4 protein-coding genes are annotated in these 14610 nt (G+C 42.4%); all 4 read right to left on the bottom strand.

Going from position 1 to position 14610, the window contains the following annotated elements; translation table 11 throughout:
- Positions 1-17: 17 nt before the first annotated feature.
- Positions 18-6773 carry a type I polyketide synthase gene (locus tag AB657_RS06740; protein WP_047245794.1) on the bottom strand — a complete coding sequence of 2252 codons (6756 nt, stop codon included), beginning with the start codon at positions 6771-6773 and terminating at the stop codon, positions 18-20.
- A 271-nt stretch (positions 6774-7044) separates the two neighbouring features.
- Positions 7045-7902 carry a class I SAM-dependent methyltransferase gene (locus AB657_RS06735; protein ID WP_047245793.1) on the bottom strand — a complete coding sequence of 286 codons (858 nt, stop codon included), beginning with the start codon at positions 7900-7902 and terminating at the stop codon, positions 7045-7047.
- A gap of 195 nt (positions 7903-8097) precedes the next feature.
- Positions 8098-9150 (bottom strand): Ig-like domain-containing protein, encoded by a 1053-nt coding sequence (locus AB657_RS17630; RefSeq protein ID WP_198146889.1) that lies wholly within the window; start codon positions 9148-9150, stop codon positions 8098-8100.
- A 68-nt stretch (positions 9151-9218) separates the two neighbouring features.
- Positions 9219-14285: a PQQ-dependent sugar dehydrogenase gene (locus AB657_RS17625; RefSeq protein ID WP_052958644.1), complete on the bottom strand. Its 5067-nt coding sequence runs from the start codon at positions 14283-14285 to the stop codon at positions 9219-9221.
- Positions 14286-14610 lie beyond the last annotated feature (325 nt).

Genomic DNA, 14610 nt, shown 5'->3' with positions numbered 1-14610 from the left:
TTGATTAGGGTTACCTTTTAAATGTCAAATTTAACGTACGATCCATTTTTCTTTTGATCTTCAACAAACCATGCAGGATTTCCAGACTCGTCCATACCAAGTCTTGCGCCTTCTACAGGCGGTGTGTTCAATGATTTTATAGAAGACTTGTTTCCATTGGAGGTAGCGCTACCGTTCGTTTCCGATTTAAAGATGCCTACTTCAATAAGTTCATCGATACTCTCTAAGATGGTATCAATAATTTTTCTTATATCTTCTTGTGTATACGCTATGGTCATATAACATGGGAAACCATCCATAATATGGATTCCTTTTTCTCGTAATAATACGAATAGCAATTCGGAATAAGGAATATCCTCCATTATTTTAAGTCTCCATAAAGAAGCGTAATAATTGACTTGAATAGGTAGTTTTCGTTTAGTAAACTCCTTGTTCAATTCAATGGCCAATCCTTCGGTCATTTCAGAAAGTCCTTTTTGAAGCTCCGGACCTTTTTCTTTCATGAAATTTAAAGAAGCTTTGGTAGTGGCCAGTGCTAAGGGGTGACGTACAAATGTTCCAGCAAAATAGGTGACACCTACTTCTGGGAAAGAATCGTCTCCATATTGCCAGAACCCACCATCAAGGGCATCCATATATTGTCTTTTTCCTAAAATTGCCCCGATAGAGATACCTCCACCAATAACTTTACCATAGGTTGCAATATCCGCTTTGATGCCAAAAAGTGCCTGTGCCCCTCCTGGATGTGTTCTAAAGCCTGTAATTATTTCATCAAAAATTAGAACGGTTTCCGATTCCGTGGTAACCTCTCTCACCTTTTTAAGAAATTCTATTGGTTGAAATTCCGGTCTTCTACTTTGTACGGGCTCTACTAAGACCGCAGCTATTTCATTAGCCCTTTCTTTAATGATTCTTAAACTTTCCTCTGTTCCATACTCCAATACCAATACATTTTGTACGGAATCTGACAAAATTCCTGCTGCAGCAGGAAAAGTTTTTAATTTTTTGGAACCTCGTACCAAGGCTTCGTCATTGATACCATGGTAAGAACCTGCGAACGAAACAATTAGTGAACGTCCAGTAACTGTTCTTGCAATACGCACTGCACCCAGTACAGCTTCAGAACCTGTATTACAAAGGGCTGCACGATCATGGCCGGTAAATTCACATAACAATTTACATACTTCACCTGCAAGTGGGTGTTGTGGGCCTACTTCGAAACCAAGGTCTACTTGTTTGTGTAAAACTTCTTTTATGAAATCTGGTTGGTGACCAAATAGACCGGCACCAAAACCATTAAGGGCGTCAATGTACTCATTGCCGTCCAAATCCCACAAACGATTGCCCGATGATCTTTCGATAACAATAGGGTACACCAATTCTTTGGTTGCCGGTTTAAATCCGGAAACTACCCTAGGGTCGGCCATATAAGAGCGATGTTTTTGCGAATAAGCCTTACTCGAAGCTGTTTTTTTGTTATAACGTTTTATAAGTTTTTCTAAAAATGCTTGGTGTTCGGGAGTAATCTCTGTGGGCTGTTTTTCAATCTTCGGAGAAGCTCCAAAAGGTTTTTTTAATTCTTTTTTCTCTTCTTCGGACAAAGAATCATTTGACGGTGCTGCACTAGCGGTCAAAGGAGCTTTAAAACTTCCGTTATTTTGAACTGTATTTGGGGTAACAGGGTTAACTGGTTGGTTTTGAACGGGGTTATTTTGCATTGTTCCGTTCCCTTGAAGTAAATCCAATTGCTTTCCTAATAATTGAAGTTGTTGGGCAATAAGGCTTACTGCAGTATTATCTGTATTGTTGATATAATGGTTCCCTGTCGTCACCGTAGATTGCGGAATGGACTGGGGAACAGGTGTCGGAGAAGTATTGTTTACTGCTTGCTGCACCGGGATGCTTATTGGTTGTGCTGGTTCAGGGGCAAAACTTTCCTCTGGTAAAACTTCATCCAAATAATTTGCCAAGAGCTCTGGTGTATTCAACTCATCACTAAGTTGCCTAAAAGTAATGGCCGTATCAAACTCTCTCTTACAAGTAGTGGCCATTTGGGTTAGCACTAAAGAATCTAGGCCAAGTTCTAAAAAGTTATAAGTGGTATCCCCTGCTTCAAGTTCTATACCGGAAGTCTTTAAAATTATTTCTGAAATTTTTTGAAGGATATTCTCTTTTCTCATATTCGTAATACTTTGATTGATCTTAGTCTCTACAGGACTTTCTTGTTGAATAATGTTTTCTTCTATGGTTGAATTGTCGATAAATTGAGGCACTGAAGCTGGAGGATCTATCCAACAAGGCTTACGGTCATATACGTAAGATGGTAACAGTACTTTTTGTCTAGATTGGTCTTTATAAAATTCTTTCCAATTCGGCTCTATACCCTTTAACCACAATTGGCCCAATGCCGTTAATAGCGCTTGATAGGAGTTTTCACCCTTTTTGGGTAAAGGCAAACTGGAAATGGCAGTTACGGTTTTCTCTCCTTTTTTCTGATGAGCCAATGTCGTAAGGGCACGACCTGGACCTATTTCCAAAAGTAGGGCATCATCCTCCATGTTTAAAATAGTATCCATTGCGTCTGAAAAACGCACGGTATCGCGTAGATGGTCTGTCCAATATTTTGGGTTTGTAGCATCCGTATCACTTAACCATGTGCCTGTTACCGTTGAGATCATAGGTATATTCGGAGCCTTTAAAGAAACTTTTCTGACTTCTTTTTCAAAGACATCCAAAATAGGTTCCATCATGGTAGAATGAAAAGCATGGCTCGTAGCTAAAAGCATATTGGCAATGCCATCTGCTTTTAGTTGTTGTGCAAAATTTTCAATTTCCTTGTCCGGACCCGATATTACGCATAATTGATCTGAATTTACCGCGGCAATAGAAAGTGTCTCCGGTATAATTTTCGATAAATTGTCTACAGAGGTTCTAGCGGAAAGCATGCTTCCACCGGGAAGCTCGCTTACCAATTTGCCCCTTACCGTTATTAAACGCAATGCATCGGTCAAGGTAAATACTCCCGCTACGTGGGCAGCAACAAATTCACCTATACTATGTCCGCATAAAAAGGTAGGTTTAATAGACCAGCTTAACCAAAGTTGTGATAGGGCATATTCGATAACGAACAATGCCGGCTGTGTATACTTCGTATCTTTTAATCTTTCTTCGGATTCTGTATTATTTGTTTCCGGAAAAATTACGTTTCTTATATCTAGTTGAAACTCGTTCAGTAAAATGTCTGCACAGGTATCTACAGCCTCTTTAAATACTGACTCATTTTCATAGAGTTCTTTTCCCATTTGCAGGTATTGTGATCCTTGGCCGGGAAATAGAAATCCTAGTTCGCTTGGAATCGTCCTTAAAGAGTTACTCTTTACGTCCTTACTATTTTCAGATAATAGTTTTTCGCTGGCCTCGGTTAATTGACCAGCTACTACAAAGCTTCTATTGTTAAAGATGTCTCTTGTAACATTGAGCGAATAGGCTATATCGGCTAGGGGAGTAGCTGCTTTGTCTATATGGTCGCCCAGTGCTTTTTGATAACCATCTAAGCTTTTTTGTGACTTGGCCGACCATGTAAGTAGTTGTACAGGTCTTCCTTCGTCGCTAGTTTTTGTTTTATTTTCATATTCTTCAACAACCACATGCACATTTGTGCCCCCGACACCGAAAGAACTGATGCCTGCCTTTCTTTTTCCTTCTACATCCCAATTTCTTAAAACATTATTTACAAAAAATGGATTATTTTCAAAATCTATCAGCGGGTTTGGTTTTGAGTACCCCAAAGAAGCAGGAATTTGTTTGTGGTACATTGCCAATATTGTCTTTATAAAACCTGCAACCCCAGCCGCTGAGGTAAGGTGTCCCATATTACTTTTTATAGAACCCACAGCACAGAAATTTTTCTTTTCTTGTTCACCAAAAGCCATTTCAAGGCCTTCTATTTCAATAGGGTCTCCAACCGGAGTAGCGGTTCCGTGTGCCTCTACATAGCTTATTTCCGAAGGAGATATTTGAGCATCGTCCAAAGCATTGATAATGGCCTGTGATTGTCCTTCTGCACTTGGTGCGGTAAAGCTTCCTTTTTCTCCGCCATCGTTGCTTAGTCCTATTCCTTTTATAACTCCGTAAATGGTATCACCGTCCCTTTCGGCATCTTCCAAGGTTTTTAATAATACCACTCCGGCACCGTCACTAAAAACCGTTCCTTTACCGTTTTCGTCAAATGGACAGCAATGGCCTGTCGGTGTTTTTATAGCTCCTTCTTGGTATAAATGTCCACTGTTCATTGGAGACGTTACACTGGCGGCACCGGCCAGGGCAACATCACATTGTCCTGTTCTTAAAGCTTCCGTAGCCTCTGCTATCGCAAGTAACGAAGTGGAGCAAGCTGAATGGACACTAATGGCAGGACCCTTTAAATTTAAGTGATATGCGGTTCTAGTAGCTATGTAATCTTTGTCGTTTACGGTGGTGGCTACAAACTCACCTACTTGATCTAATAAGTCTTTGTTCGGTATAACATTGTTTATGTAATAGGTATTGTAACCGCAACCGGCATATACGCCCACACTTCCGTCATAATGCCTAGGTAGGTAACCTGTCTGTTCTAAAACCTCCCAGGATATTTCCATAAACAAACGTTGTTGTGGATCCATGGCAAGGGCCAGCCTGGGGTTAAGGCCAAAAAATTTAGAATCAAACTCTTTGGCAGAAGGCACAACTCCACGGGCAGGAACATATAAAGGGTCTTTGCGTATGGCCTCTGGTATATTTTTGTCTATTTCTTCGGCCGTAAAAAATGAAGTTGTTTCTCTTCCTTCTAAAAGTACATCCCACAGTTCTTGAACAGATTGGGCACCAGGAAACCTTCCTGCCATTCCAATAACCGCAATATCTTTATGGTTCTGAAGATTCTTTTCGGTTTTTCCTTTTTGCGATTTTTTGGTTGAATTCTTTTTCTTAGGAATTTCTAAATGGGCAGCGAGCTTTCGTATAGTAGGAAATTGATAAAGCTTGGTTATCGGAATAGAGGTGTTTAACTTCTTCTGTAAAATAACTATCGCTTTTTGTCCCAGTATTGATGTTCCCCCGATTTCAAAAAAGTTGTCATCTATACCAATAGAAGGTATTCTCAACACTTCTAACCATACCTCGGCTATTAATTTTTGATATTTTGTCGAAGGCTTTACGAAAGGAGCCAAATAATCCGGACGTTCATATTTTGGTTCTGGTAAGGCGTTTCTATCAATTTTTCCACTTGCGGTTTTCGAGAATTCATCTACCTGGACATAAAAGGAAGGAACCATGTAATCTGGCAGCATTTCCCTGATTTTTTTGTGAAAATCGGGCATGTCCTTAAGTTTCTTGTCCGATTTTATGTAAGAAACCAATTGGGGTTCTCCTGTCATCGAGGTATTGACTACTACAATAGATTTTTGAATATGCGGAAGCTTATCTATAAAAGCTTCTATTTCGCCTAGTTCTATCCGGTGCCCTCTTACTTTAACCTGTTGGTCTATTCGGCCTAAGCATTGTATTTCTCCGTTTGGCAAAATTTTACCTAAATCCCCGGTTTTGTACAATACTTTTCCCTTTTCCGGCTGAAAGGTGTTTTCAATGAATTTTTCTTCGGTAAGATCAGGCCTTTTCCAATACCCTATAGCTGTCCCAGTGCCCGCAATGGCAATTTCACCAATAGTTCCGGATGGTACTAGTTCCCCGTTTTTTCCAAGAATGTATATCGCGGTATTCGCTATTGATTTACCTACGGTAATTATCTCGTCGTCCCTTTCTATCCTTTTTAATGAAGACCATATGGTGGTTTCCGTTGGGCCATACATATTCCAGACAGAAGTACATCTATCCAATAGTTCGTTCGCCAATTTTTTTGAAATGGGTTCACCCCCGGTAAGTGCTTTTAAGTTAACACGTTGTCCCCATCCGGCATTAAGAATCAACTGCCATCTAGTGGGAGTGGCTTGCATAAATGTTATTTTTTCATTTATGATAATGTTCAACAGAACATGATTGTCCAATACCATGTCATTGTCGGCCATAACAATACAGGCGCCTTTTACCAAAGGAGCATATATTTCAACACCGCACATGTCAAACGAGAAAATATTTATGGCCAATATTCTATCTTCTTCAGTAATGCCTGGCTCATCTATCATACTGCACAGTACATTAACTAAATTTTTATGGGAAATAGGAACCCCTTTGGGTTGGCCTGTAGAACCGGAAGTATATATCATATACACCAACGTATCCATGGCAACCGCTATTTTGGGGCTGTCCGTAGAAAACTCTTCTATTTTTTCAATAGATTGGTCTTTAAGTATTTTTTTATGGTCCGAAGAAAATATTTCAGACAGTTCTGTCGTGGTTATCAGAAACTTGGCATCCGAATCTGATAACATAAACTCTAATCTATGGGATGGGTGGGCTGGATCTAAAGGAACATAGGTTGCACCACATTTCATTATCGCAATAAAGGTAATTAATACATCTCCAGATCGTGGTAAACAAACTCCTATTAAATCACCTGGTTTGGTTCCTATAGACAATAAATAATTTGCTAATTGATTGGACTTTTGGTCAAACTCGTGAAAAGTTGTTTTTTCTCCATGAAACTCTATTGCGGTACGCTCAGGGTTCATTAAGGCCTGCTTGCTCACAAGGTCGTGTAAAGGAACTTCTGGGTAGGAAACAAAAGTATCGTTAAGAGTTTTATATTGCTCTAATAATTTTTTTTGGGATGCGTCCATTTATTACTGTTATTGAGAATTTCTTCGGTTTATAAAACTATTTCACAAATAGATCAAAACCATTATAATTGTTGAAGTTAATACGAGTGGCAATATAAGTTTAGTAATTTCCTATATAATCCTTAAATATTCGTTAATATGAAGATATTGGCCCATTTAATTTGTTGTTTTTTGTTCATTGGTCATAGCATTATCAATTTCAATAATAAGTTAAGGTAATGTGGTGTGTTATATTATTGATATTTAACGTGTTAACAGTAGAAAGGATTTGTTAAAAATTTTTCGCCCCGATAATACTTGTAATATCTGGGTGTTCGCCTTCAATTTTTTGTGATTGGTGCCATATGCTAAATCCTGCATTTTGGAAAAGTTTGACATAATTATGGGAGAAAGCGCATTCATTGCCATAAATCTGAGAATTTGGGTTTATACTAAAATCATGGTCAAGGCCGTTAGGTTCAACGGCAAAAAAAGTTGTTTTTCCTATACTGTTCAGTTTGTGAAAAAAATCTTGTAACCGTTGTTCCGTAAAATATTCCAATACACCTCTGAATGTTACAAAAACCATATTTGTTAAACCATTTTCTTCAACCCATTCAAAACCGTCTGCCGCAACAAATTCTAATCTAGTGTTTTCTATATATTTTATTTTATTCTTCGCAATTTGAATTTCACTTAAATCAATACCGACCATTCTGTTTATTTGAGGAAACTTTTCACTTAAAAAGTTTAAGATACTACCATCTCCAGTTCCAATTTCTACGATGGCGGTATACTTTTTAGGGTCTTTTAAAAGTTCTTTCTCTAGAATGTCAAAAGTTGCTTTGTATTTGGGTAAATAATCATTTTTCATTCGATTCTCTGTCGAGGAAAAAAAATCATGCCCATGGTTTATCCAATAATTGCGATGAAATTTTTCTAATGACTTTACATCTCCTTTTTTCTTGGCCTTACGCAGAATGGCCCTTCTCATTAATTTTTCTTTCCAGTTGAGACGGCTCGTATCCCTAAGGTTTGTAATTCCTTTTTCTATTAATTCGGTTGCTTTTTTAGGGTTCACATATACAAGCCATCTACCGAGGGTACATGTTAATATATAAACAATAAGAGCTCTTATTTTACGCTTCATAATCTGTGGTTATACAATTAAAACATATGAGTAACTATTATCTCTGTTTTAAGGAGTGAAGGTTTAAACCTTAATAAATAATTCTATTTTAATGAATCTATTTTTGGGTTTTAAGGGCTATGTTCATTTAAAATATCCCATTAATATTTATAGGTTCGTATAAAAGCTATTAAAATAGTTTGTATGTTATTGGCCTTAGTTTAATATGATTTTTTTTCTATATCTCTCATTCCTATTGTTTCTTAGTTCCATTATGTAAATTCCATGGGGTAAGCTATGATCAAGTTGAATATAGTGTTCAAGTATTCCTTCACTATTCAGAAATTTTGAGGAATGAACCAATTTTCCTTCCATACTATATATCGTAACGGTTACTTCTTTATTTGCTAATGAACTTGTTAATTGAAGTGAGATACTTCTTTCTTCTCCTACAGGGTTCGGTGCAATTATAAAACTATCGTTTACAGGGTATATATTGTCGAAGTCTAGTTTTGAGGATAGGCCAATGGCATTTGTTTCATTTTGATCGCATCCCAATAGTTCGATCTCCGCGAGCTGTGTCATCTCCAGGTCGCCCCGGTTCTTTGTTATCTCGAGCCTGTACTGTGCGTAGGTTCCTGGGTTGGCGACCTCGAATGTCCTTGATTGGTACCTTTGGTCGAACTGCTTTGCGCTCCAGCTGCCCAGTTCGGTGAACGCGCCTCCGTTGGACCCCATGAGCCTGAAGTCCTCGGGGTCCCTTCCTATCTCGTCGTTGGCACTGGTGATCACGATGGCCTCGACCCTTTTGGGCTGTTCCAGCACGATCTGTATCCAACTGGGGTCGGATGGTGCCGGTATCCCCCCGGCATCGAGCCATTTGCTGAAATCGCCCCTTTCCTTCCTGTTGTCGAAGGCCTTGAACCTGTCCTCCTTGGGTATAAAATCGTCCCTTGAGGTGATCTCGCCGCTTCCCACGGGATCGGTCACGTCCACCAAGGTGCCGTTACAGGTACCGTCGTCCACGACGGGTTCCCGTACGGTGACCGTTGCGGTATCGGTAAAGTTCCCGTCATCGGTGGTCACGGTAATGTTGGCGATGCCGGTGGCCTGTGCGGTAACGTTTCCGTTGGTGTCCACGCTGGCTATGGCGTGGTCCTGGCTTTCCCAGGTTATTTCGGTATTTGTGGCAGTATCGGGCAACAGGGTGGCGGTCAGCTGAACGGTAGCGCCGATTTCCATTTCCAGTTCGGTGGGGTACAGGGCCACGCCGGTCACCGCTATCTCCACGGTGGAGGAGGGCGCGCATCCCAATAGTTCGATCTCCGCGAGCTGTGTCATCTCAGGGCTCCTTGGTACTTGGTTACCTCCAGCCTGTACTGTGCGTAGGTGCCGGGGTTGGGTATCTCGAAGGTCCTTGACTGGTACCTCTGGTCGAACTGCTGTGCGCTCCAGCTGCCCAGTTCGGTGAACGCGCCTCCGTTGGACCCCATGAGCCTGAAGTCCTCAAGGTCCCTTCCTATCTCGTCGTTGGCGCTGGTGATCACGATGGCCTCGACCCTTTTGGGCTGTTCCAGCACGATCTGTATCCAGCTGGGGTCGGATGGTGCCGGTATCCCCCCGGCATCGAGCCATTTGCTGAAATCGCCCCTTTCCTTCCTGTTGTCGAAGGCCTTGAACCTGTCCTCCTTGGGTATAAAATCGTCCCTTGAGGTGATCTCGCCGCTTCCCCCCCGATCGGTCACGTCCACCAAGGTGCCGTTACAGGTACCGTCGTCCACGACGGGTTCCCGGACGGTGACCGTTGCGGTATCGGTAAAGTTCCCGTCCTCGGTGGTCCCGGTAACGTTGGCGATGCCGGTGGCCCGTGCGGTAACGTTTCCGTTGGTGTCCACGCTGGCTATGGCGTGGTCCTGGCTTTCCCAGGTTATTTCGGTATTTGTGGCAGTATCGGGCAACAGGGTGGCGGTCAGCTGAACGGTATCGCCGATTTCCATTGCCAGTTCGGTGGGGTACAGGGCCACACCGGTCACCGTTATCTCCACGGTGGAGGAGGGCTCGCATCCCAATAGTTCGATCTCCGCGAGCTGTGTCATCTCCAGGTCTCCTTGGTTCTTGGTTACCTCCAGCCTGTACTGTGCGTAGGTTCCGGGGTTGGGTATCTCGAAGGTCCTTGACTGGTACCTCTGGTCGAACTGCTGTGCGCTCCAGCTGCCCAGTTCGGTGAAGGCGCCTCCGTTGGATCCCATGAGCCTGAAGTCCTCGGGGTCCCTTCCTATCTCGTCGTTGGCACTGGTGATCACGATGGTCTCGACCCTTTTGGGCTGTTCCAGCACGATCTGTATCCAGCTGGGGTCGGATGGTGCCGGTATCCCCCCGGCATCGAGCCATTTGCTGAAATCGCCCCTTTCCTTTCTGTTGTCGAAGGCCTTGAACCTGTCCTCCTTGGGTATGAAGTCGTCCCTTGAGGTGATGTCGCCGCTTCCCACTGGGTCGGTCACGTCCACCAAGGTGCCGTTACAGGTGCCGTCGTCGACCAACGGTTCCCGTACGGTGACCGTTGCGGTATCGGTAAAGTTCCCGTCATCGGAGGTCACGGTAATGTTGGTGGTACCGGTGGCCTGTGCGGTAACGTTTCCGTTGGTGTCCACGCTGGCTATGGCGTTGTCCTGGCTTTCCCAGGTTATTTCGGTATTTGTGGCATTATCGGGCAACAGGGTGGCGGTCAGCTGAACGGTATCGCCGATTTCCATTTCCAGTTCGGTGGGGTACAAGGCCACACCGGTCACCGCTATCTCCATGGTGGAGGAGGGCTCGCATCCCAATAGTTCGATCTCCGCGAGCTGTGTCATCTCCAGGTCTCCTTGGTTCTTGGTTACCTCCAGCCTGTACTGTGCGTAGGTTCCTGGGTTGGCGACCTCGAATGTCCTTGATTGGTACCTTTGGTCGAACTGCTGTGCGCTCCAGCTGCCCAGTTCGGTGAAGGCGCCTCCGTTGGACCCCATGAGCCTGAAGTCCTCGGGGTCCCTTCCTATCTCGTCGTTGGCGCTGGTGATCACGATGGTCTCGACCCTTTTGGGCTGTTCCAGCACGATCTGTATCCAACTGGGGTCGGATGGTGCCGGTATCCCCCCGGCATCGAGCCATTTGCTGAAATCGCCCCTTTCCTTTCTGTTGTCGAAGGCCTTGAACCTGTCCTCCTTGGGTATGAAGTCGTCCCTTGAGGTGATGTCGCCGCTTCCCACTGGGTCGGTCACGTCCACCAAGGTGCCGTTACAGGTGCCGTCGTCGTCTATATTGGTTCCATTTATGGCAACGGAAAGTCCATGGTAACTACTATCACTTCTAGAGTCATCAACGGAAATATCTATAGTATACGGCTGGTTTCCATCTGCTTCAGAGTCGTCTACACCGGTTATGGTAATTGTCTGGGGAACATCCCAATTAGAAGAAGAGAAAATAAGTTCCGATGGGGAAATTGTGTATTCATCGGTATTGTTACTACCGGCAACCAATAAAACAACATCCTCTATGGGAGCGGCGGTTAAGCTAATGTCAACATTGACAGCACTGCCATCTTCCGAAGTAGATACAGCCGTGGTTTGTAATGCTATGCCCGTATCCGGAGCTGCACCCATGGGAAGAAATTTCCAACGAATGGCATTGCCGTCATTGTTTGGTAGTACGGCAACATTTCCATCGGAGTTTTCTCCTAGGTAGAAGCCAGAAAGTTTACTGACGATATAAAAAGAATCGTTACCTGCATCCAATATTTGCCAGAGTTGAGCATCCGTACCGTTACCTACATACTGCCAAACATTCGTATTTGGGGCCGTGTTGCCCATTTCAACATCTATATATCTACCACTATGAAGTGCTCTAAACTGATAGAAACCGTCCCCTGCATCTTCAAGGGCAAAATGTTCGTTGTCTAATTCATTATAAGCACCTGCGGCAATGTTGGCCCGATTATTTAGGCCTGCATTAACTACTATTATGGTATTTCCAGTTGTGTGGTTTACGATCCTATAGTCACCGGTATTCGGAGGCGTGGAAGGTGATCCCATTTGATTGATCCAATCCTCTATTAATTGTACTGCTTCACCGTGTATTTTATTTTTTGCTATTGGCGGCATCATAACCGTTGGGTCATCACTATTTATTCTATGAAACAGGATGGATTTAGTGGCATCTCCTTGATAAAGTATTTTTTCATCACTGATGCCAAGGGGGGTATTGATTCCGGCCGATAATAAATTTGTTTGTTGCAGGTCGTTAAACAATCTCAGGTCAAATTGAGCTCTGTCTCCGGTGCTTCCCGGTCTGTGACAGTACGCACAGTTTAGGTCTAGATAAGACCTTGCCTTTTCATCTAAACTAGCGTTGTTGTCATTAAGGGCTTTATAGGTCTGGTATTGTTGTGTTTTATTATCATCAATAATTTCATCCAAGATTCCAAGATGGCTCAAGGTTACTAATTGATTAGAGGTTACCCCCGATTTTTCATAGGTGTAATCTGAATTTAAATATCGGGTTCTAGGTCCTAAAGTACCCCCGGTTGCAGGGCTGTGACAGGCAATACAATCTTGGTTGGATGGGTAGGTCCATTTTTGAAATGCAGTACTTCCGTTTGCTTTTTTAATAGGAATATCTTCTTCCAAACCGGTTTCTAGAAGATAGGCGTCCGTTTCCTGTTCGTTCCATTTATAGGTAGCAAAATAAAAAGAGCCATTACTGGCCTTGACCGAAAATCTGGTTTCTAATTTTTTGGTCTTGTTTGGGTCGGTCTCGTCAATGGGTAGCTCAAAGTGCTTGATCAATACAGTACCTACGGGAAAATCCCAATCCCCATTTTCCGAAAACGCAATTTTTTCTGCTGCCGTGTTGTGAGTACCATTATTGGGTATGGCCATCCATCGTTTTTTTTGAGCACCGTCCGACCAAAAAGATTCTATAAGCTCGTAAGGAACCAGTCCTGTACTTGGCTCCATATTTTGAAGGTCTTCAAATGCTTCGGTGCTGGACAATGATGGAGGCATGGATCCCGAAAGGGAGCTTTCTTGGCCCAGTTTATATAAGGTAACATTATTACCTTGACTTAATAGGTATAATTCTCCATTGTTATCTTCACCGAACGACATGATATTGGTGGGTGAAAATTGCGTTATTATTTCATAATCGCCAGTATTGGTGTCAACTGCCCATATTTCTTCTCCGACACCATAATCCGCACAGATATATTTGCCATAATAGTCCGGCATGTTATTGCCCCTATAGACATAACCACCGATGAGGGCATTGGCCTCTGATCTTGAAAAAGCCAATAAAGGGGCTTTATGTGGCATATTATCCAATAAATCTACACATTGTGTTCCCCTAAAATAATTTCCTTCGTAAACCGGCCAACCATAATTTTCGCCGACTTCCAATTTATTTATTTCCTCGTGTCTACTTTCTCCAATTTCACCTATATAAAAATCTCCTGTAAGTCTATCTTTGGTCATTCTGTGGGGATTTCTATGTCCGATCGTGTAATATTCCTCAAAGTTACTTCCATCCGGACTCAAGAAGGGATTGTCATTCGGAATTCCATAACCGATGCCGGATATCTCGTCTGAAAAACGCCCGTCTTCTGTAAATGTTCTGGTAGGAGTATGGCTTTTTGATGGATTTTGGTCAACATCGATTCTTAATACTCCGCCATCTAAATTGGTCGTAATATTTTGTGGTTTTGCATAGGCAGATTGGTCTCCCGTGGCCAAGTACAGAAAGCCGTCGTTTCCGAAGACCAAACCACCTCCTCTGTGGGTAGAACTGAACATTCTCATTTTTATCATTACCAAGTCATCGTTGGAGTCCGATATAAATGTGTTGGGATCAACGGTAATTCTTTTTAGTATTAAAAAATTACCCCAATAATCTTCTCGCTCGCAACCAAAACCCGAGATGAATGCATCTGGGTAATCACGACCTTGGCTATCTTTGGTAGTGTAGTATATGTAGAAATAGTTTTTGTTGGTTTGCCCAAATTCTGGATGAACGGCCAGCCCTAAGAAACCTCCGTCCCAGACTACTCCCACTTCATCCGACAAATTCCGCAAAAGGTTTTTCTGAGAAACATTGTTATCGTTTTCGAACCAATATATTTCACCGTTCCTTTGGCCTACGACCAACTTGTTTGAACTGGGAAGACTTGTAAAGGTTAAGGGAGAATCGAACGAAATATTGGGAAAGGCAGGTTGGTATTGCAAATCCGATGCGGAGGCATCAGGAAATTTTCCGTTCAAAAAGGCGCCTACGGGTTCAGGGTTTGTTAGACCTGGCTCAACTACGAGCGGACCAAAACCAAAATAAAGGTAAACGCATGAAAGTAAGAAAATAATTCCCCAAGAGGTTTTTCTCATTTTAGTGTATTTTGAGATTAAAAGGGGAACGGGATGAAATTATGATAAAAAAAAGTTAAATACAATAAAAATTACGTCATTATATCATTGAAAATTAGTCTTTTGTCCGATTTTGGATAAAAGTAAACGTATTCTTATATGTGTGTAGTTTTTTAGTTACAAATCGGCTGCCTAATTCTTATGTGAAGAATGTAAGTTCATGCCATTGTTTTGATATAAGTTTTTTTTGTTTCTTCTTTATATGGCCATTGGTAGTATAAAATATGGGAGAACAAGATTCTCAATGTGGTCTCTTTAACGTATTTTTGTTGACTTTATAACAAGT

This window comes from Maribacter thermophilus (genome assembly GCF_001020565.1).
In the GTDB taxonomy this organism is placed as follows: Bacteria; Bacteroidota; Bacteroidia; order Flavobacteriales; family Flavobacteriaceae; genus Maribacter; species Maribacter thermophilus.
The sequence above is the reverse complement of the archived record's forward strand: the minus strand, read 5'-3'. Positions and strand labels throughout refer to the sequence as shown.